This is a genomic window from Bradyrhizobium sp. Leo78 (assembly GCF_059512425.1).
Genome location: NZ_JCAMOT010000008.1, coordinates 39,237 through 59,115 on the forward strand (window position 1 = coordinate 39,237; position 19,879 = coordinate 59,115).

A 19,879-nucleotide genomic window follows, 5' to 3' on the forward strand; every position below is an offset into this window, starting at 1 on the left:
TCAGTGACCTGCCTCAGTGACAGCCGAGCGCACCGTGGGGGTCATGTTGCCGGCAGAAGCCTGGTCCTTTTCTGCAGGCTCCTCGACGTCGCGACCAACAACGCGGGCCGTCCAGGCGGTAACGATCGGCACGAGGATTGCGGTAACCACGACGCATGCCGCGACGAGAATGGTCGCAGGCCGCGCCGCGTCTGCATAGGCCGGATTAGCCGCGGCGACAATCGCCGGGACTGCCGCCGCATTACCGGCCGTCGAGGCCGCCGCAACACCCGCGACACCATTCCCGCCAGTGATGCGATCGGCCAAGAACAGCGGGATGCCGGTCAGAACCACCACGCCCACTCCCATGCCGAGGCCGAGTAGACCGGCGTGCCAGACCTTCGACAGATCGAGGCCGGCGCCGAGCGCGAAGGCGAAGAACGGGATCATCACAGGCACCGCGCGGCTCAGGAAGTCGCGCATCTCGCGATCGAGATTGCCGATGATCATGCCCACCATCAGAGGCAAGATAGCGCCCACGAGGGTCTGCCATGGAAATGCCGAGAGGCCGGCGACGCCCAAGGTGATCATGGTGAGGAAAGGACCGCTCTCCAGCGACATGATGGTATAGGCGCCGACGTCACGCGGACGTCCATATTGGCCCATCAACGCCATATAGAGGCCGCCATTGGTGTCGTTCATGGCGGCGACGATCGCGAGAGTCGACACACCCGCGAACATGCCAGCAGCGACCGGCGCTTCTCCCAAAATGCGGCCGAAGATCAGACCGAGGACAACGGCAACGCCAACCTTCACGATCAGCAGGGTGCCGCCCTTCTTCACAATGTAGGGGGTCGCGCGGAAGTCGATGCTCGCGCCCATGCAAACGTAAAACACGGCGAGAATCGTCAGTGCGCCAGAGAACAGCGCGCCGGTGAAGGAGCCGAAGAACTTCGGAGTATCGGGAAAGAAGGTCGCAATAAGCGCTCCAACCAGCAGCGGGACCACCATCATCCCGCCAGGCACCTTTTCGATCGCCCGCTTAATTGGAACCTGCATTTCTGTTTTCTCCCGCGCAAAGCGCTCATCCGATCATTTTGCGCATTTCCGCCAGAGAAACGAGCAAACGGCCGCCGTATATGCTCACATCACGCGACATTCAAGGCTTATTGCGCATTTCGCGCAAAACGGGCTGTTATGATCTTGGACGGAGTATCGGCGGGCCTGATCTTCGGGCGCGCCATCTACCGCCAGTCCTAGCTAGCGTCCTTCAGAACGATTTGCTCCATGCGGAACGGGGCGCACCATGGGAAATGGTGCGCCCCGTTATCGTTGCGTTTGCCGCGCCGAAAAGCTCGCTGGCAGGTCAGCCCGTGGTGATCGCCGTCTCGACGTCGGACGGATCGATCTGCTTGTTCAGGTTGGCGTGCAGCTTCTTGTGGTCGAGCTCGCCCTCCCACCATGAGACGAACACCGCGGCGATGCCGTTGCCGGTGATGTTGGTCAGTGCGCGCACCTCGCTCATGAACTTGTCGATCGAGAACACGATGGCCATGCCCGGCACCAGCGCCGGATTGACCACGCTCAGCGTCGCCGCGAGCGTGATGAAACCCGCCCCGGTGACGCCGCTCGCCCCCTTCGAGGTCAGCATCGCGACGACCAGGATGGTCAGTTGCTGGCCGAAGGAGAGATCGACGCCAAGTGCCTGCGCGATGAACAGCGTCGCCAGCGTCATGTAGATGTTGGTGCCGTCGAGATTGAAGGAGTAGCCGGTCGGCACCACCAGCCCGACCACCGGCTTGGAGCAGCCGAGCCGCTCCAGCTTTTCCATCAATTGCGGCAGCGCGCTCTCGGACGAGCTGGTGCCAAGCACGATCAACAGCTCATCCTTGATGTAGGCGATGAACTTGAAGATGCTGAAGCCCATCACCCGCGCGATCAGGCCGAGCACCAGCACCACGAACAGCGCGGCGGTGCCGTAGAACAGCGCGATCAGGCCGATCAGATTGCCGAGCGCCGCGGGACCGAACTTGCCGATGGTGAAGGCCATCGCGCCGAACGCGCCGACGGGCGCCGCTTTCATGACGATGCTGATCACGCCAAACACCGCATGTGCGCTATCGTCGATGATATCGCGCAGCCGCTCGCCGCGTTTGCCCATCGCCATCAGCGCGAAGCCGAAGAGGATCGCAAACAGCAGCACCTGCAGGATGTCGCCGCGCGCGAACGCGCCGAACACGCTGTCGGGAATGATGTTGAGGACAAAATCGACCGACTTCTGAGCGTGCGCTTGATCCGCGTACTTGGTGGCGCTCGCGACGTCCGCCGCCCCGGGTTTTGCTGCGAGCCCATGGCCGATCTGGAACAGGTTGCCCATGATCAGGCCGAGGATCAGCGCAAAGGTGGAGACGATCTCGAAATAGAGCAGCGCCTTGATGCCGACGCGCCCGACCTTGCTGGCGTCCTGGATATGGGAGATGCCCGAGACCACTGTGCAGAAGATGATCGGAGCGATCACCATCTTGATCAGCTTGATGAAGCCGTCGCCGAGCGCCTTGATCCACTCATTGGTCGCGAGCGCCGGCCACAACCAGCCGACCACGACGCCGAGCACGATCGCGATCAGCACCTGGACATAGAGGATTCGGTACCACGGTTTTGATGTGCTGGCCTCGGCAGGCTCGCTCGTCGCAATCGTTGCCATGAGTCTCACTCCTACTCGAAGATGCGCAAGGTCGATCGGCCGAGCGATGCGGCGATGACCATCTCGGAAAATCAGATTGGCAGCCGCCTCGCCCGAGGCTCGCTTACAGGCGGCGATCGGCGAGCCGCCGTGCGGCCGGCAGCAGCGCGGCCCCGAGCGCGGTCTTGACGAGCGTGCCCGCGATGAACGGCACGATCCCGACCAGCCATGCCTTCTCGGCCCCCAGGCCGACACCGAAGGCGAGCCAGCTAAAACCGGCCGCGAGGATGATGATGTGGCCGAGCGCCATCGCTGCAAACAGCCGGACGACGCTTCGGTCAAAGCCGCGCTCGGCGAGCCAGCCGGTGACGAACGCCGCCACCACGAAGCCGAACAGATAGCCGGCCGTCGGCCCCATCAGCGGTGCGAGGCCGCCGACCGGTCCGGCAAACACCGGAAAGCCGATCGCGCCTTCCGCCAGATAGGCGATCACCGTCGCAGTTCCGAGCCGTGAGCCGTAGGCAGCGCCGATCATCAGCACCACCAGCGTCTGCAGCGTCATCGGCACATAGGGCAGCGGCAGATTGACCTTGGCCGACAGCGTCAGCAGCGCCGTGCCGAGGAATACCAGGACGATCCCGCGCAACAGTCCGGAGAAATCACCCGACCGGTTCGGCCACAGCACCGAAGCAAGAGGAAAATGCCTGGCGGCGGCGGAAACAGATACCGATCTGACGGACAAGGCCAACTCCGGGGTGTGACAAACTGGCGCGCTATTTAAGCCAACCAGCGATCCGCGCAACCGCTTCCTGCATCTCCTCTGCGGACCGCGCATAGGAAAAACGGATGAAGGCGCGGCCATGGATCGGGTCGAAATCGACACCCGGCGTCGCCGCGACATGGGCCTTTTCCAACATCTGGCGGGCGAATTCGAAGCTGTCGGACGTAAAGTCCGACACATCGGCATAAAGGTAGAATGCGCCATCCGCGGGCAGGAACTTGGTCAGCCCCGCTTTCGGCAGCCCCTCGATCAGAATACGCCGGTTCTCCTGATAGCCGCGCTTGATCGCTTCCATCTCCTCGCGGCCCTCGAAGGCGGCTTCGGCTGCAATCTGCGACAGCGTCGGCACCGAAATCGAGAGGTTCTGCTGCAGCCGCTCGATCGGGCGCACCAGCGGCTCGGGCACGACCATCCAGCCGACCCGCCAACCGGTCATGCAGAAATATTTCGAGAACGAGTTGATCACGAGGGCGTGTGGGGACAATTCGGCTGCAGTCACCGCGGGAAAGGCGTAGTCGAGCCCGTGATAGATCTCGTCCGAGATAAAGCGGATGCCGGCGCTCTCGGCCGCCGCCATCAGGCTTGCAAGAGCCTCGCGCGACATCATCGTGCCGGTCGGATTGGCGGGGCTGCCCACCAGAACGCCTTTGAGCGGCGCCTTGCGATGCGCGTCGAGCAGGGCCTCGCCGGTCAGCGCATGCCGCGTTTCGTTCGTCGTCTCGATCAGCACCGGCTCGCAGCCGAGCGCGGTCAGGATATGCCGGTACGGCGGATAGCCGGGCACGGTCACCGCAACGCGATCGCCCGGCTCGAACATTGCGAGAAACGCCAGGATGAAGCCGCCCGACGAGCCCGTCGTGATTACGATGCGCTCGGCATCGACCTCGCATCCATACGTCTCGCGATAATGCCGCGCGATGCGCGCGCGCAGCGAGGGAATACCGAGCGCGGAGGTGTAGTCGATGCGTCCATCGTGGAGCGCCGCGTGAGCGGCCGCGATCGCCGCTTTCGGTGCCGGCGCCGCCGGTTGGCCGACCTCCATGTGGATCACATGCCCGCCGGCCGCCTCGATTCGCGCCGCCGCCGCCATCACGTCCATCACCATGAAGGGCGGAACCTCGCTCCTTCCCGAAGCGGTCAAAAGGTGATTCACGCGGTCTCTAAATGTCGCTTCGGGCATGGATATCTGCTATTTGGGCCGGCGTCGCCGGTTTCGGGTTCCGTAACGACCGGTTGCGCCCCAGACTGGCCGCATTCGGCGGTTTGTTAGGGCATATATTGTCCGTGGCCCGCCGCCAATCGCTAAGACCGCTCCATGCTGCTCCGTTTCGCGCTTCGCAAGAAGACCCTGAAATTGACCGCACTCGCCACCGCGATCGCGCTGGCGGTCGCGCCCACGATGGCGCTGGCGCAGGAGAACAAGGGCCCGCCGATCCTTCGCGACACCGAGTCCGAGCAGTTGCTGCGCGACTATACGAGGCCGATCCTGCGCGCTGCGGGACTGGAGAAGCAGAACATCCAGATGGTCATCATCAACGATGGCACATTCAACGCTTTCGTTGCCGACGGCCGGCGCATCTTCGTCAACTACGGCGCGCTCATGCAGTCGGAGACGCCGAACCAGATCATCGGCGTGCTCGCGCACGAGACAGGACATCTTGCCGGCGGCCATCTCGCAAAGCTCCGCGAGCAACTGGCGCAGGCGCAGACCCAGATGATCATCGCCATGCTGCTCGGCGCCGGCGCGATGGTCGCAGGCGCACGCGGTGGCAGCAGCAACGGCCTCGCCAATGCCGGTGCCGCGGCGGTCGCGGCGCCGCAGGAAGTGATCCGCCGAACGCTACTCTCCTATCAGCGCCAGCAGGAAGAGAACGCCGACCGCGCCGGCGTGAAATTCCTGAACGCGACTGGCCAGTCCGCCAAGGGCATGTACGAAACGTTCAAGCGCTTCACCGACGAAAGCCTGTTCGCAGCTCGCGGCGCCGATCCGTATCTGATGTCGCATCCAATGCCCGCTGATCGCGTGGCGGCGCTGGCGGAGATCGCGCGCTCCAGCCCCTATTGGGACAAGAAGGACGATCCCGCGCTGCAAATGCGCCACGACATGGTGCGCGCCAAGATCTCCGCTTTCATGGAGCGGCAGGACACCGTCTATCGCCGCTATCCTTCGTCCAACAACGGCCTGCCCGCCCGCTATGCGCGGGCGATCTCGACCTATCTGCATGGCGATCTCCGCAGTGCGCTGGCCCAAATCGACGGCCTGATTCAGGCGCAGCCCAACAACGCCTATTTCTACGAATTGCGCGGCCAGGCGCTGCTCGAGGGCGGCAGGCCGGCGGAGGCGATCGCGCCATTGCGAAGGGCGGTGCAGCTCTCGGGCAACGCGCCCCTGATCGAGATGCTGCTGGGCCAGGCGCTGGTCGCGACCAGCAACAACGCCTACACCGATGAAGCCATCAACATCCTGCGCGCCGCGGTGGCGCGCGAGAGCGAGGCGCCGATCGGCTATACCCAGCTTGCCATGGCCTATGGCCGCAAGGGCGATTATGCGCAAGCGGACCTCGCTTCCGCCCAGGCCGCCTATCTGCGCGGCGACAGCAAGACCGCGCGCGAGCTGGCCTCGCGTGCCAAGACGCGCTTTGCCATCGGAACCCCCGGCTGGGTCAAGGCTGACGATATTGTGAGCGCCAAGCCGCTGCCGGGTCAGAAAAACAACTAGCCATCAACGTAAATCGTCTACAACGATTGCCAACCGGCACTAAACCCAAGCCGTACAAGGATTTGCCCATGCGCCCGCTCCGTTTTCTCGCTCCCGCCCTGCTCGCCGCAGCGCTCGCTGGCGCCCCGCTGCCCGCATCCGCGCAGGGCTTCTCCGATACGCAACGCAGCGACATCGAGAGCATCGTGCGCAACTACCTGATCACGCATCCCGAGGTGCTCGAGGAGGCGATGACCGAGCTGACCAAGCGCCAGGCCGCGGCCGAGGCCGAGAAGCATCAGGCGAGCATCGCGAAGAATGCGGATGTGATCTTCAACTCGCCGCGCGGCGTGACGCTCGGCAACAAGGACGGCGACGTCACCTTCGTGGAATTCTTCGACTACAACTGCGGCTACTGCAAACGCGCGATGGTCGACATGATCGACCTCATGAAGGCCGATCCCAAGCTGAAAGTCGTGCTGAAGGAATTTCCGGTGCTGAGCCAGGGCTCGGTGGAAGCGGCGCAAGTCGCCGTCGCCGTGCGCATGCAGGATCCGACGGGCAAGAAATATCTCGACTTCCACCAGAAGCTGCTCGGCGGCCGTGGCGCCGCCGACAAGGCACGCGCGATGGCGGTCGCCAAGGAAGTCGGCCTCGACATGGCCAGGCTCGAGAAGGACATGGCGGGCCCGGAAGCGAAAGCGACCATCGAGGAGAACTTCAAGCTCGCGGAAGCCATGGGCATGAACGGCACGCCAAGCTACGTCATCGGCAAGCAGGTCGTGATCGGCGCAGTCGGGCTGGAGAACCTGAAAGAAAAGATCGGCATCGCCCGTTGCGGCAAGGCGACGTGCTGACATCACTGCGAGACAATCTCGGATGCGCAAAGGCCGGCTTCGTAGCCGGCCTTTTTGTTTGAGCGTTTCTGCACGCTTCCGTTCATCGCGCATTCACAAAACAAACCGCGTGGAACCGCTCTCAGTTCGGAACGCCGCTCTCCTCCTTTCGTTGTTGGCGTGGGCAATGCAGGACTTCTTGAGGAGGAATCGAAATGACGAACCGCTTGTTGATTTCAGTCGCGACTGCGGCCTTGATCGCCGGAACCGGCTTTGCGAACGCGCAGGGCACCGGCACGAGCCGCGAGTCGCCGTCGTCCGGTGGCGGCGCGACGACGCAGCACAGCGCGCCATCCAGTGGCGGCGCGTCTTCAGGCACGATGAACCGTGAACACGGCGGCACCACAGGCATGAGTGGCGCCGAGCAGTCCGGCAAGAGCTCGGGCTCTTCCGGCATGAAGTCGGAGTCCGATAGAAGTGGCGCGGCCGACAGGAACGCCCAGGACACCAACGCCCCGGGTCAGAAGTCGAAGAGCATGAGCTCGGAGAACGAGAGGACCAAGGGCGAGAAGGACATGAAGGCTGAAGGGCGCGAAGGCCGTGATCGTGACCGCATGAATGCCGAGACTCGCGACAAGAGCGGCGGCACCGCCGCCGAAAGCCGCGACAAGAGCGGCACCATGGAAAAGCAGAAGGGCGCGACCGACACCAGCCGCTCGCAGACCACGACCGGCAACGCCGGGACCTCGGCAACAGCCGCCCCGCCGGCCGAGAAGCGGACCCAGATCGTCTCCGCGATCAAGTCGGAGCGGGTTGAAGAGGTCAAGAACGTGAACTTCAACGTTGCGGTCGGCACCACCGTGCCAACGAGCGTGCGCTTCCATCCGCTTCCATCCCGGATCGTCGAAATCTATCCGGAATGGCGCGGCTATGATTTCATCCTCGTCAACGGCCGCTACGTGATCGTCCAACCCGAGACGCACCAGATCGTCTACATCATTGAGGGCTAACGGCAGCCCTCACGCGAGGGCGGGTCCAACCCGCCCTCGTTTTTATCCCCTTCGCCGTACGCAGGTCACCGCCGAACGGCGGGCGCACCCATGTCGCTTTTCCACAAAAGTTGGAGGCAACCTGACGGTCCGAATGAGCCGTTTGAACCGGTTTGCGACAAACCTAAAGCTTTCCCTCTGGTCCGTTGTTACCTATAAACCCGCGACTTGGAGCGAGATCCGGAACCCGTTTCCGAAACGATCCTGCCCAGAACGATTTAGCGCTGCTTCTTGGAACTCCGGATGGCCCAGGCCCCTGCCGCAACGATCTATGTGCTCAACGGCCCGAACCTCAATCTGCTCGGGACCCGTGAACCCGAGACCTATGGCCATGCCACGCTCGCCGACGTCGAGAAGCTCTGCAGGGATACCGCGGCCCAGTTTGGCCTGACCGCGGACTGCCGGCAGTCCAATCGCGAGGGCGAGTTGGTTGACTTCATCCATGAGGCGCGGGCCAAGCAGGCGGTCGGCATCATCATCAATGCGGGGGCCTATTCCCATACCTCGATCGCGCTGCATGACGCGCTGGTCGGGGTAAAAATTCCGACCGTCGAAGTGCATATCAGCAACATTTATACCCGCGAGAGCTTCCGGCATCATTCCTTCACTGCTAAAGCCGCCTTTGCGTCGCTTTGCGGCTTCGGTATCGATGGCTATCGCCTCGCGATATCAGGCCTCGCCGCCAGGATCGGCGCCAAGGCGACAGCCTGACGCATTCCCCGTCATCAGACAGAGAGTTTCGGACCAAGATCATGGCGCGCCAGCCAGACGACAAATCCGCCGCAAAGCCCGGCAAAGACAACGACAAGGATGACGCCGCGCTCATCCGCGAACTCGCGCTCCTGCTCGACGAGACCCACTTGACCGAGATCGAGATCGAGCGTGCGGGCGTCCGCCTGCGTGTCGCGCGCAATTTCAGCATTGCCGCGGCCGTGCCGGCGGCCGTCGCGCCGGCCCTGTCGGTGGCTGCACCCGTGGCTGCCGCTGCCGCGACCGACCTCGCCAAACATCCGGGCGTAGTGCCCTCGCCCATGGTCGGCACCGCCTATTGGGCGCCGGAGCCGGGCGCAAAGCCCTTCATCGAGGTCGGCAGCAAGGTATCAGCCGGACAGACGCTGCTGATCATCGAAGCGATGAAGACGATGAACCAGATTCCGTCCCCACGCGCGGGCACCGTGACGCAGATCCTCGTCGAGGACGGCCAGCCCGTCGAATTCGGCGAGCCGCTGGTAATTATCGAATAGCGAATGGCGCGTAGCGGATAGCGAATGGTGAAGAGACAACTCCACTCGCTAGTCGCCATTCGCCGCCCGCGAGCTGGAAGCACATGTTCGACAAGATCCTCATAGCCAACCGCGGTGAAATCGCGCTTCGCGTGCTGCGCGCCTGCAAGGAGCTCGGCATTTCGACGGTGGCCGTGCATTCGACCGCTGACGCGGATGCCATGCATGTGCGGCTTGCGGACGAGAGCGTCTGCATCGGGCCGCCGCCATCGAAGGACTCCTATCTCAACATTCCCGCCCTGCTCGCGGCCTGCGAGATCACGGGCGCCGAGGCGGTGCACCCCGGCTACGGCTTTCTCTCCGAAAACGCCCGCTTCGCCGAGATCCTGGCCGAGCACAATCTGCATTTCATCGGTCCGAAGGCCGAGCACATCCGCCTGATGGGCGACAAGATCGAGGCCAAGAAGACCGCCAAGCGACTGGGCATTCCCGTCGTTCCCGGCTCCGACGGCGCCGTAAGCTCTGATGACGATGCAATGGCGATCGCCAGGTCGATCGGCTTCCCGGTGCTGGTGAAGGCCGCCGCCGGCGGCGGCGGGCGCGGCATGAAAGTCGCGCACGGCGAAGCCGATCTGGCGCTGGCGCTCTCCACCGCCGCAACCGAAGCGAAATCCGCCTTCGGCGACGCGTCGGTGTATCTGGAGAAATACCTGCAGAAGCCGCGCCACATCGAGATCCAGGTGCTCGGCGACGGCCGCGGTGGCGCCATTCATCTCGGCGAGCGCGACTGCTCGCTGCAGCGGCGCCACCAGAAGGTCTGGGAAGAAGGTCCCTCGCCGGTCCTCTCGGCCGCCCAGCGCGCAAAGATCGGCGAAACCTGCGCGAAGGCGATGCGGGATCTAAAATATCTCGGCGCTGGCACGATCGAATTCCTCTACGAGGACGGCGAGTTCTATTTCATCGAGATGAACACCCGCATCCAGGTCGAGCATCCCGTCACCGAGAGCATCACCGATATCGACCTCGTGCTTGAGCAGATCCGGATTGCCGCCGGCGGCGACCTGCCCGCGAAGCAGGACGAGGTCGCGATCATCGGCCACGCCATCGAATGCCGAATCAATGCGGAGAACCCGCAGACCTTCCGCCCTTCGCCTGGACGCATCTCGCAGTACCACCCGCCCGGCGGCCTGGGCGTCCGGATCGATTCCGCCGTGTACCAGGGCTATGTCATCCCGCCCTATTACGACTCGCTGGTCGGCAAGCTGATTGTGCACGGCAAGACCCGTGGCGAATGCCTGATGCGGCTGCGCCGGGCGCTGGACGAGATGGTCGTCGACGGAATCGAGACCACGCTGCCGCTGTTCCGCGCGCTGGTGCGCGAGCCCTCCATCATCGATGGCGACTATCACATCCACTGGCTGGAGCAGTATCTCGCCGGGCAGCCGACCATCGGCTGACGGCCCAAATCAGACGACGCAAGTCAGACGGCCCAAGTCAGACATCCTAAGCCAGTTCCATTTCGCATGGAACAAAGCACGGAACCGTGCGTTTGCAGCGACCGGGATTTCCCATCCCCGAGGACCGCTTGCATTCCACTGGATCCATGACACGAGGCACCCGTGACGTCTGACGCCAAGCGCCGGCGCGCATTGGGGCAGATCCTGCTGCTCGCGGCGGGGCTCCTGGTGCTGGTCGCGATCAGCGCCGGGTCGGTCCTGCTGGTGAACAAGGCGCGCCAGGATAGCGCCTGGGTGGTCCACACCGTCGAGGTGGAAAACCAGATCAATGCCGTACTGCTCGAGCTCCGCCGTGCCGAAAGCGCGGCCCGCGCCTATCTCTTGACCCGCTGGCCGGAATTCCTGACCGACCATGAGCAGGCGGTGGCCAACGTCGTCCCCTATGCGGATAAGCTGGCGCAGCTCACGGTCGACAATCCGCTTCAGGTCGAGAACGTGAAGAAGATGCGCGCGGCAATCGACATCCGGCTCGATCAGTTCAGGCGCGAAATGGATTTCATCAAGCGGGACGAAGCCGCTAGCGCCGCGGCGCTGGTCCGCGAGGCGGCCGCCGGCAACACCAATGCCATCATCCGCGACGTGACGGACAAGATGCACGCCGAGGAAGAGCGGCTGTTCGATTTGCGGACGGCCAATGCCGACCGCTCGCAGATACTGGCGTCCTCCGTCACCATCGCCGGATCGTGCATCGTGATTGCGCTTGGCGCGATCGCGGCGTTCCAGGTGCGCCGCTCCACGCGCGTCCGCGACGAGGCCGAGACCAAGCTCCGGGACCTCAACGTCACCCTGGAGACCAGCGTGCAGGAGCGCACCGCCGATCTGCGCGAGGCCAATGACGAGATCCAGCGCTTTGCCTATATCGTCAGCCACGACCTGCGCTCGCCGCTCGTCAACATCATGGGCTTTACCGGCGAGCTCGAGGAGCTGCGCGGCGACATCTTCAAGCGGATCGCCGCCCTGAGCCACAGCGCCTCGGAAGCTGCCGCATTGCCGCAGAACGCCACCGACAGCGCCGAGCCTGTGCTCGAGAGCGCCGACAAGCAGCTCTCCGACGATTTTTCCGAGGCGCTCGGCTTCATCAAATCCTCGATCGCCAAGATGGATCGCCTGATCACCGCGATCCTCAATCTCACCCGCGAAGGTCGGCGCGAGTTCAGTCCCGACCGGATCAACACTCGCGAGCTGATCGAGGGCGTCGCCGCCACCGTCGCGCATCAGGCGGCCGAGGCGAATGCGCAAATCCGCATCGAGCCATTGCCTGATATCACCAGCGACCGTCTTGCGCTGGAGCAGATCTTCTCCAATCTCATTGACAATGCGCTCAAATATCTGAGGGACGGTGTTCCCGGCGACATCGCGATCCGCGGACGCACCAAGCTTGGCTTTGCGATCTTCGAAATCAGCGATAATGGCCGCGGTATCGATCCCAAGGATCACCAGCGCATTTTCGAGCTGTTCCGCCGGGCCGGAACCCAGGACAAGCCCGGCCAGGGCATCGGGCTCGCGCATGTGCGGGCGCTGGTGCGGCGTCTTGGGGGAACCATGTCGGTCGCCTCGGAACTTCACAAGGGCAGCACATTCACGATAACACTTCCAGTCAACTGGGCCGCCAAGCGGAAGGCAGATGTATGAGCAATCCAGTCACCATCATCATGATCGAAGACGATGAAGGCCACGCGCGGCTGATTGAGCGGAATATTCGCCGATCCGGTGTCAACAATGCGATCTTGCCGTTCACGAACGGTACAGATGCGGTTCGCTATCTCTTCGGCCCGGATGGAAGCGGCAGCGACCAAAATGGCCAAGCACTGCTCATCCTGCTTGATCTCAACCTACCCGACATGACCGGCATCGATATCCTGAAACGGGTCAAGGAGAACAAGCACCTGAAGTCGACCCCGGTGGTGGTGCTGACCACCACGGACGATTCGCAGGAGATCAAGCGATGCTACGAGTACGGCTGCAACGTCTACATCACGAAGCCGGTGAACTACGAGAGCTTCGCCAACGCGATCCGCCAGCTCGGACTGTTCTTCTCGGTCATTCAGGTTCCGCCCGCAGCAGCATGAGCACCACGAGCCCTACCCTGCTCTACATCGACGACGACGAGGCGCTGGCGCGGCTTGTCGACCGCGGCCTGACGCGGCTCGGGCTGAAGGTGGTGCACGCGGCAAGCGGCCAGCAGGGGCTGGATCGCATCGCACAAGGCGGCATCGACGTGGTCGCGCTCGACCAGTACATGCCGGGTCTCGACGGGCTCGAGACGCTCGAGCAGATCCTGAAAATTCCCGACGCGCCACCGGTCGTGTTCGTCACGGCCTCACAGGATTCCGCGATCGCCGTCACCGCGCTGAAGGCCGGCGCGGCGGACTATCTTGTCAAGGACATCCATGGCGAATTCATTCCGCTGCTCCAGGTCGCCGTCAACGGCGCGCTACGTCAGGCGGAATTGCAGCGGGCGCGCGACGAGGCGGAAGCCGAGATCCACGCCTCGCGCGACCGCTTCGCTGCGCTCGCCGCCGAGCGCGAGGTCTTGCTCCGTGAGGTCAATCACCGCGTCGGCAACTCGCTGCAGATCATCGCCTCGCTCCTGCACCTGCAGGCGAGTTCGGCGACACAGGACGACGTCAAGGCGGCGCTCACCAACGCGATGGGCCGCGTCGCTGCCGTCGCCCAGGTCCACCGTCGGCTCTACACCTCGCACGACCTGAAGAGCGTGCTGCTGAACCAATATCTGGAATCCCTGCTCGAAGATCTCCGCCGCTCGGCTGAAGGCAACCGGATGTCGCGGCTGACCTTGAAGGCCGAACCGATCGAGATCGATCCGGATCGCGCGGTCGCGATCGGCATCATCGTCAACGAGCTGGTGATGAATGCGGTGAAGTACGCCTATCCCGACGGCGCCGGCCCGATCCATGTGGAGCTCAAGGCCGAGGGCGATGATCTGCTGCTGGCGATTTCCGACGACGGCGTTGGCCTCAACGTCAAGGCCGACCCGCGCTCCACGGGCCTGGGCCAGCGCATCGTCAGCGCCATGGCCTCCAAGCTCGAGGCCAGCGTCGAGCGCGACCCCAACCATAGCGGCACGCGCATCCTGGTACGCTTTCCGCGTGCCAGCGGCGCAACGGCGAAATCCGCCAGCGCCGCCGCGAGCTAGCTCGGCCCCTATCGCGCCGCCCTCGCTCGCCTGCTATTCTCCAACCATGACATCGCGCGACTCCGCCGCATCCGAGATCACACCCGACGTGCTGCTGCGCGCCTATGCCTGCGGCATCTTTCCGATGGCCGAGAGCGCCGACGATCCCACGCTGTTCTGGGTCGAACCGGAAATGCGCGGCGTGATCCCGCTCGACGGTTTTCGCATCACCTCGCGGCTGGCGCGCACGGTGCGTTCCGATGCGTTCACCGTGACGGTCAACAGCGCGTTCAAGGCCGTTATCGCCGGCTGCGCCGCTCCGGCGGAAGGACGCGAGGACACCTGGATCAACAACCGCATCCGCGAGCTCTATGTCGGGCTGCATCGGCTCGGCCACTGCCACAGCGTCGAGGCCTGGCAGGACGGCGAACTGGTCGGCGGCCTCTACGGCGTCAGCCTGGGGCGCGCCTTCTTCGGCGAGAGCATGTTCCATACGGCGCGCGACGCCTCGAAGGTCGCCCTGGTCCATCTGGTGGCGCGGCTGATTGCCGGCGGCTTTCAGCTGCTCGACACGCAATATGTCACTGAGCACCTGCGCAGCTTCGGTGCGCTCGAAATCCCGCGCCGCCGCTATCGCGCGCTGCTCGACCAGGCGATCTCGGGTGCGCCCGCTGATTTCCTGAAGTTGCCGACCGATCAGCCAGTCAAGGGCGGTGATGCGCTCGCGATCATCGCAGCGCGCACATGAACCCTCGTAGCCCGGAGCGCAACGCAACTCGGGACATCTCTCAAATGGCGCGAACCCGGGATTGCGCTTCGCTCCATCCGGGCTAAGCCATCTCCACTCAGTTCCCGAATATGCTGAAGAGCCCGCCGGGCCGCTGCTGCGGTGGAGGGGGCGGCGGTTGGGGCTGCGCCGGCGGCTGCTGGTATTGCGGCTGCTGCTGCGGCGGCGGACGCGGGGTCGCCTGCTTTTGCGCGGGCGGCCGCTTCTGCGCCGCCGGCGGTGGGGCCGGCTGTTTCGGCAGATCGGGCGCCGCGTTGACGATGGTCTGCTCCGGCCCTTTGCAGTCGGTCAGCCAGATATCATAGATCGGATGCTCGACACCGTGCAGGCCCGGACTTGCAGCGAACATCCAGCCCGAAAAAATCCGCTTCACTTCGCCCTGCAGCGTGATCTCGTCGACCTCGACAAAGGCATCGGTGTTGGCGGCTTCCGTCGAGGGCCGCGTGTAGCAGGCGTCCGTCTTCACACGCAGCGCACCGAACTGCACGGTCTCGCCGATATCCTCCTCGAAATTGATGATGCGCCCGGTGATCTTGTCGAGCCCGGAGAAGGTCGCCTTCTTGTTCGCGATCTTGGTCGACGGCGGCTCGCTCACCACCTCGTCGCCGGGCTGCAGCGTTGCCGGCGTCTGCGGCACGCTCTTGGGCTGACGCTGTCCCGGCGGCAGTCCCGGCAACGGATTGGCACCGGGCGGCGCATTGGCGACATTAGGAGGCGCCCCGGGCGATGGCGGCTGCACGGCGACCGCGGGCGGCGCATTCGGAGGAGGCCCCTGGGTGCCCGGCGGCGGCGCCAGAGGCTGCGACTGGAAGCTGCCCGGTGGCGGCACCCCCTGCCCCGGCGGCGGCCGGTTCGGTGTCGGCAACAATCGGCCGCGCGGCAATTCCGGCACTTCCTCTTCATCGTCGGGAGCCGCCTGCTGGCCGCCACGCGGAATCGCGCCCGGCGGGCGCGGGGCGGGATCGGAGAAAATAGTACCGATCTGCGCGCGCGCGGGGGGCGCAAGCGGGAGGGTTGAGGCGGCGATCAGGGCCGCAAAGCCAGTCAGGGCGACGGTTCGGAGCATCTCGCGCGGCTTCAAGGAACGAATCGGGCTTTGAACATACTAATCAATTATTGGCTACATGCCGCTCGCAGGTTCACCGGTTAACACGCCGAATACGGCGGGGAAAGGGCGGGCCTCCGCCACTGGTCAGGCTCCCTGCCCCATGAGATAGTTCCGGCACTCGCCGAGGTCTGCGGACGCCACGCGGAAAACAGCAAAAAATCCGGAAAACCGGACCGGATGATCCAGAGGAAGCCCGTTCAATATGCCTATCGTTCTCGATCCCGATGCCGCCGCCGTCTTCAAGGCCTTTCAGGAGGCTGGCCGCCCCGCTTACGAAACGCTGACCGCCCCGGAAGCGCGTGCGTATTATTCGCAGGCGCGCTTTGTCAGCAATCCTGAGCCGCCGGAGCTGGCACAGGTCGAACCGCTGTCGATCCCCGCGCCCCACGGCACGATCCCGGCGCGGGTCTACAGGCCCAAGAAGCTGCGCCAGAAGGACGGCCTGTCACCGGCGCTGGTGTTCTTCCACGGCGGTGGCTGGGTGATCGGCGATCTCGACACCCATGATGTGGTCTGCCGGACGCTTGCCGATGAAAGCGAGCTGATCGCGATCTCCGTCGACTACCGTCTCGCGCCAGAGCACAAATTCCCTGCGGCCGTCGACGATGCCATCGCGGCGACGAAATGGGTGGCGGCAAACGCGAAGCAGCTCGGCATCGATGCCGCGCGCCTTTGCGTCGGCGGTGACAGCGCCGGCGGCAATCTCGCCGCGGTCGTGGCGATCGCTGCGCGCGACGGCAATGGTCCTGCCATCGCGGGACAAGCGCTGATCTATCCGGCGGTCGATTTCGCGATGACGCATCCCTCGCACGGCGAGCCGGAGACCAGCGTCCTGCTCACGCACTCGGTCATCCGCTGGTTTCGCGATCACTATCTCAGCAGCGCCGCGGACGCGCATGATTGGCGCGCGTCGCCGGCGCGTGCGACGACCCTGATCGGCCTGCCGCCGGCCTATGTGCTGACCGCCGGCGCGGATCCGTTGCGCGATGAAGGCGACGAATATGCCGAACGCCTGAAGGCAGCCGGCGTGCCCGTGACCTACAAGCACGTTCCCGGCCAGTTCCATGGATTCTTCACCATGGGCAAATTGCTCAACCAGGCCAATGTCGCGGCGACCGATATCGGCGCGTGGCTGAAACGACTGAACGCGTAACCGGGCGGGCGACGGTCAAGGCAACTAAGTTCACGCAGAGAAACTGGTCGATGATCATTCTACTTTAATGTTCACCATCAGTCGCAAGCCAACACCTTTGATGACCCGGAACGGCAACTCAATATCCTCGGCCTTGAGCTTGGCGCGGAGCCGAGTGAGGGCGGCGTCCAGGGCACGGCTCTCGGGGTCTGGCTCTACATCTCCAAAGAGTCCGGCGATTTCTTCGCGCGATACCGTGATATTCGGGCGGGTTGCCAAGTAGTCAAGCAGCACCAGCTCTCGGCCGGACAGCCTGACAAATCGTCCCGCTGGATCATGAAGCGTCTGGCGGGCTCGATCGAGACGCAACGTGCTGCTGGAATTCCCAACGGCACGATTGACCTGCTGCCTGCCGCGTCGTGCGAGATTCTCGATGGCCAGCGCCAATTCCTCGCTATCGACGGGCTTGGTGAAGTAGAGATGCGCGCCATCGCCGTATCCGCGCAAGCGATCCTCTCGGTCCTTGCGCGCGGTCAGCATAATGATGCCCATGTCCTCGCGCGCCGAAAGTTCGGCCGCGAGATCAAATCCACTTGTGTCCGGCAAGTTGACGTCAAGCACGGCGACGTCAAAGCGGGCCTGACGTAACGCTCTGTAAAATTCGATGCCGGACGCCGCCTCGGTCACCCGCATACCGCGAAGCCGCAGATAATCCGCGATACTCTGGCGAAAATCGCTGTGGTCTTCCACAAGCAGGATGCTGATGTTCTGCGAGACGATCGGCCCCTCTGATTCCCGTATGAATGAATTCTCAGTCATCATAAAGAATTACCAGGAGTGGTGAAGAAGATTCTACGATGTTTGCAGCAGTGCTCTTGCGATTTGTCCCAGCCAAAACAATAGCAATTTTAACGGATGCTGCACGAGAGCGGTGGATGGCTCACGTTCGGCGCGGCACGCGCTATTACCTCTCGCTGTCATTGCTGACGTTTTGCATTCTCTCCGTCAACGCGGAAGCTGCCTCCCACCTTCCATCTATCCGAGGGAACGTGGCCGTGCTCACTGATCCTTCATCGACTCTCACGCTGCAGGACGTCCTGACGCCGGCCCGCCAAACGGAGTTTCGGTCCGCTCCTGGCCAGAACATCAACTTTGGCTACATCACTCATGCCGTATGGCTCCGACTGACCCTACCCGCCCCGGCCAATGCCGAAGGCCTTCTATCCCTCACACCGAACTTTGTTGACACGATCGACATCTATGTCGCCAAGCCAGGTGATGGATCCTCCAAGGAGGACTTTACCCTCCATCAGGCGGGAGACCATCGGCCGCTCCCGCACGATAGCTTTTCCGGGCTGGACAATGCGGTACGTCTCGAGTTTGCCGCGGGCGAAAAGACTGTTGTCTATATCCGCCTGCTGAATCTCAATTCGTTCACCCAGATGAATCTGAGACTCGAAACGGTCCAGGGCCATACGCGGTCGGCCGCCGTCATCGGCGGCATCTATGGCGTCTGGTTCGGGGGCATGAGCGTGTTGTTCGTCATTCACCTCGTCTTCTTTTGCTTCGACCGCAAAAGGCAGTATCTGCTCGTGGCCCTCAGCACACTTGGTGTGATGTTGGTCTACGCGGGCAATCTCGGGCTTAGTCATGTGTTATTGTTCCGTGGCACCGGGTGGGCCAACGATCTCTTTCTGGGCTTCAACGCCTGGATGGGGTTGGCATTTAGCGTTCTCGCCTGTTCGAGCCTGCTTGATCTGCGAAAAAAATCGACCTGGCTTCACGGGCTTTACCTCGCTTTCGCCGCCACAGGGATAGTGGGCACGGGCTTCGCGCTCTCGGGAGGTAACGTCGTCTTCGGTCCTATCGGCTCGTCGGTGAGTATGCTGGCCGCAATCATCAACTTGCTCTTGGGCTTGCGGTACTTGAACGAAGACGGAGCGGTCAGTCGACTTCGAGCTGCCGCATTCGCGGCCGTCGCCATAGGCGTTCTCATCTCACTTGGGGACCGATTGGGCTTCGACCTGTTGCCGGAATGGAGTTATCACGCCTACGGCGTTTCGGGTCTGATCATGACGATTCTGCTCACCGGCTCGCTGGCGGCGTGGCTTCGAAAGGCCGAAGTCCTCTCACTTGCGCAGGCGACCGAGAGGCGCGTCGCGGAGGAAGCCCTGCAAGCTGAAATGCAATCGCAATTGCGGCAGGTCCGCTTTCTGGAAGTCGTATCACACCAATATCGCGCGTCGCTCGCGGCGATCCGCTCCAGCATCGACAGCATCGGCCTTTCACTGGCAAAGAGTGATCAGGCGAACCATGACCGCATCACGCGCATACGACGTTCCGTAGCGCAACTGGTGGAAGTTCTTGAGACCAATCTCGCGCGCAGCCGCTTGCAGGGGCCCGCCTTTCGAGCTCGCCTCGCGCCGGCAACTGCCGGGTCCATTGTCGTCGCTGCACATCAACGCAGCCGCGATCTGCTGACAGGTCCCGAGATCAACCTTCATATTGCGCCCGATGCCGCCGATATCAAACTCGCTGCCGATGCGGATATGCTCGAACTCGCGATCCTCAACGTGTTGGAGAATGCCGTCAAATATGCCGCCCTGAAGGGTGCCTCCCCGATCGCGTTATCGCTCGACAAGACAGCGGACGGCATCGCGATAACCGTAACCGATCATGGTATTGGTATTCCGGAGCGTGATCTCCCTCATGTGTTCGAGAATTCCGTGCGCGGCTCGAATGCGAAAGGGGCTGATGGTTCAGGGCTTGGCCTCTTCCTGGTTGCCAAGATTGCGACTGCGCATGGCGGTTCGACCACGGTGCAAAGTAGAGAAGGCGAAGGCACTACGATACGAATCAATTTGCCCGCTCGGGAGGCCTGAGCAAGATTCACGCATCTCAAACCCGATGCCACCTGACCATTGCGTTGGTCTGAATCTACGCCATCGCG

18 protein-coding genes are annotated in these 19,879 nt (G+C 63.3%); 12 read left to right on the plus strand and 6 right to left on the minus strand.

The genetic code is table 11. The annotated features are described in order from the left end of the window. From AC5ZG1_RS12420 to AC5ZG1_RS12435, 4 genes are all read right to left on the minus strand, one after another. The gene (locus tag AC5ZG1_RS12420; RefSeq protein WP_496133008.1) at positions 1–1,038 is read right to left on the minus strand and encodes a 2-keto-3-deoxygluconate permease; all 1,038 of its coding nucleotides are present in this window, start codon (positions 1,036–1,038) and stop codon (positions 1–3) included. A gap of 307 nt (positions 1,039–1,345) precedes the next feature. Next, positions 1,346–2,683: a dicarboxylate/amino acid:cation symporter gene (locus tag AC5ZG1_RS12425; protein ID WP_496133009.1), complete on the minus strand. Its 1,338-nt coding sequence runs from the start codon at positions 2,681–2,683 to the stop codon at positions 1,346–1,348. 103 nt (positions 2,684–2,786) lie between these two features. Beyond that, entirely contained in the window at positions 2,787–3,344 is a 558-nt protein-coding gene (locus AC5ZG1_RS12430; RefSeq protein ID WP_496133166.1) for a biotin transporter BioY, read from the minus strand. A 91-nt stretch (positions 3,345–3,435) separates the two neighbouring features. Continuing rightward, entirely contained in the window at positions 3,436–4,623 is a 1,188-nt protein-coding gene (locus tag AC5ZG1_RS12435) for a pyridoxal phosphate-dependent aminotransferase (RefSeq protein ID WP_496133010.1), read from the minus strand. A gap of 135 nt (positions 4,624–4,758) precedes the next feature. Between AC5ZG1_RS12435 and AC5ZG1_RS12440 the strand changes: the two genes are divergently transcribed. The 10 genes from AC5ZG1_RS12440 (at position 4,759) to aat (ending at position 14,650) form a co-directional block, all read left to right on the plus strand. Further along, complete coding sequence (locus AC5ZG1_RS12440; RefSeq protein WP_456646155.1) at positions 4,759–6,162, plus strand: M48 family metalloprotease; 1,404 nt, start codon at positions 4,759–4,761, stop codon at positions 6,160–6,162. Positions 6,163–6,230: 68 nt separating this feature from the next. Continuing rightward, positions 6,231–6,998, plus strand: coding sequence for a DsbA family protein (locus AC5ZG1_RS12445; protein ID WP_130229456.1), 768 nt, complete (start codon positions 6,231–6,233; stop codon positions 6,996–6,998). A 194-nt stretch (positions 6,999–7,192) separates the two neighbouring features. Beyond that, entirely contained in the window at positions 7,193–7,987 is a 795-nt protein-coding gene (locus AC5ZG1_RS12450; RefSeq protein WP_496133011.1) for a DUF1236 domain-containing protein, read from the plus strand. Between the two features lie 282 nt (positions 7,988–8,269). Beyond that, on the plus strand, positions 8,270–8,737 hold the full coding sequence (gene aroQ, locus AC5ZG1_RS12455; protein WP_496133012.1) for a type II 3-dehydroquinate dehydratase: 468 nt from the start codon (positions 8,270–8,272) through the stop codon (positions 8,735–8,737). 41 nt (positions 8,738–8,778) lie between these two features. Beyond that, entirely contained in the window at positions 8,779–9,270 is a 492-nt protein-coding gene (gene accB / locus AC5ZG1_RS12460) for an acetyl-CoA carboxylase biotin carboxyl carrier protein (RefSeq protein ID WP_496133013.1), read from the plus strand. A gap of 83 nt (positions 9,271–9,353) precedes the next feature. Beyond that, on the plus strand, positions 9,354–10,706 hold the full coding sequence (gene accC, locus AC5ZG1_RS12465; RefSeq protein WP_456646153.1) for an acetyl-CoA carboxylase biotin carboxylase subunit: 1,353 nt from the start codon (positions 9,354–9,356) through the stop codon (positions 10,704–10,706). A gap of 162 nt (positions 10,707–10,868) precedes the next feature. Next, positions 10,869–12,398 carry a sensor histidine kinase gene (locus AC5ZG1_RS12470; RefSeq protein WP_456646152.1) on the plus strand — a complete coding sequence of 510 codons (1,530 nt, stop codon included), beginning with the start codon at positions 10,869–10,871 and terminating at the stop codon, positions 12,396–12,398. Further along, positions 12,395–12,835, plus strand: a complete 441-nt coding sequence (locus AC5ZG1_RS12475) for a response regulator (RefSeq protein ID WP_456646151.1) — start codon at positions 12,395–12,397, stop codon at positions 12,833–12,835. Before AC5ZG1_RS12470 ends, AC5ZG1_RS12475 begins: the two co-directional genes overlap by 4 nt. Further along, complete coding sequence (locus AC5ZG1_RS12480) at positions 12,832–13,923, plus strand: sensor histidine kinase (protein ID WP_456646150.1); 1,092 nt, start codon at positions 12,832–12,834, stop codon at positions 13,921–13,923. The genes AC5ZG1_RS12475 and AC5ZG1_RS12480 overlap by 4 nt, the downstream gene beginning before the upstream one ends. A gap of 46 nt (positions 13,924–13,969) precedes the next feature. Continuing rightward, positions 13,970–14,650, plus strand: a complete 681-nt coding sequence (gene aat, locus AC5ZG1_RS12485) for a leucyl/phenylalanyl-tRNA--protein transferase (protein ID WP_456646149.1) — start codon at positions 13,970–13,972, stop codon at positions 14,648–14,650. Positions 14,651–14,747: 97 nt separating this feature from the next. Here the strand turns inward: aat and AC5ZG1_RS12490 are convergent, their stop codons facing one another. Next, the gene (locus tag AC5ZG1_RS12490; RefSeq protein WP_496133014.1) at positions 14,748–15,755 is read right to left on the minus strand and encodes a DUF2155 domain-containing protein; all 1,008 of its coding nucleotides are present in this window, start codon (positions 15,753–15,755) and stop codon (positions 14,748–14,750) included. Positions 15,756–15,999: 244 nt separating this feature from the next. On the opposite strand from AC5ZG1_RS12490, the gene lipP1 reads away from it, so the two are divergent. Then, the gene (gene lipP1, locus AC5ZG1_RS12495) at positions 16,000–16,950 is read left to right on the plus strand and encodes a LipP1 family hormone-sensitive lipase (protein WP_496133015.1); all 951 of its coding nucleotides are present in this window, start codon (positions 16,000–16,002) and stop codon (positions 16,948–16,950) included. 54 nt (positions 16,951–17,004) lie between these two features. Here the strand turns inward: lipP1 and AC5ZG1_RS12500 are convergent, their stop codons facing one another. Next, a complete protein-coding gene (locus AC5ZG1_RS12500; protein WP_496133016.1) occupies positions 17,005–17,751 on the minus strand; it encodes a response regulator transcription factor in 747 nt (248 codons plus the stop codon). Positions 17,752–17,864: 113 nt separating this feature from the next. Here AC5ZG1_RS12500 and AC5ZG1_RS12505 point away from each other — a divergent pair, with 113 nt between their 5' ends. Next, positions 17,865–19,811, plus strand: coding sequence for a sensor histidine kinase (locus tag AC5ZG1_RS12505; RefSeq protein WP_496133017.1), 1,947 nt, complete (start codon positions 17,865–17,867; stop codon positions 19,809–19,811). Positions 19,812–19,879 lie beyond the last annotated feature (68 nt).

Bases quoted from the DNA above. Each gene is read 5' to 3' on its own strand.
- AC5ZG1_RS12420 (WP_496133008.1), bottom strand. From the start codon at position 1,038: ATGCAGGTTCCAATTAAGCGGGCGATCGAAAAGGTGCCTGGCGGGATG.
- AC5ZG1_RS12425 (WP_496133009.1), bottom strand. From the start codon at position 2,683: ATGGCAACGATTGCGACGAGCGAGCCTGCCGAGGCCAGCACATCAAAA.
- AC5ZG1_RS12435 (WP_496133010.1), bottom strand. From the start codon at position 4,623: ATGCCCGAAGCGACATTTAGAGACCGCGTGAATCACCTTTTGACCGCT.
- AC5ZG1_RS12440 (WP_456646155.1), top strand. From the start codon at position 4,759: ATGCTGCTCCGTTTCGCGCTTCGCAAGAAGACCCTGAAATTGACCGCA.
- AC5ZG1_RS12445 (WP_130229456.1), top strand. From the start codon at position 6,231: ATGCGCCCGCTCCGTTTTCTCGCTCCCGCCCTGCTCGCCGCAGCGCTC.
- AC5ZG1_RS12450 (WP_496133011.1), top strand. From the start codon at position 7,193: ATGACGAACCGCTTGTTGATTTCAGTCGCGACTGCGGCCTTGATCGCC.
- aroQ (WP_496133012.1), top strand. From the start codon at position 8,270: ATGGCCCAGGCCCCTGCCGCAACGATCTATGTGCTCAACGGCCCGAAC.
- accB (WP_496133013.1), top strand. From the start codon at position 8,779: ATGGCGCGCCAGCCAGACGACAAATCCGCCGCAAAGCCCGGCAAAGAC.
- accC (WP_456646153.1), top strand. From the start codon at position 9,354: ATGTTCGACAAGATCCTCATAGCCAACCGCGGTGAAATCGCGCTTCGC.
- AC5ZG1_RS12475 (WP_456646151.1), top strand. From the start codon at position 12,395: ATGAGCAATCCAGTCACCATCATCATGATCGAAGACGATGAAGGCCAC.
- AC5ZG1_RS12480 (WP_456646150.1), top strand. From the start codon at position 12,832: ATGAGCACCACGAGCCCTACCCTGCTCTACATCGACGACGACGAGGCG.
- aat (WP_456646149.1), top strand. From the start codon at position 13,970: ATGACATCGCGCGACTCCGCCGCATCCGAGATCACACCCGACGTGCTG.
- AC5ZG1_RS12490 (WP_496133014.1), bottom strand. From the start codon at position 15,755: ATGCTCCGAACCGTCGCCCTGACTGGCTTTGCGGCCCTGATCGCCGCC.
- lipP1 (WP_496133015.1), top strand. From the start codon at position 16,000: ATGCCTATCGTTCTCGATCCCGATGCCGCCGCCGTCTTCAAGGCCTTT.
- AC5ZG1_RS12500 (WP_496133016.1), bottom strand. From the start codon at position 17,751: ATGATGACTGAGAATTCATTCATACGGGAATCAGAGGGGCCGATCGTC.
- AC5ZG1_RS12505 (WP_496133017.1), top strand. From the start codon at position 17,865: ATGGCTCACGTTCGGCGCGGCACGCGCTATTACCTCTCGCTGTCATTG.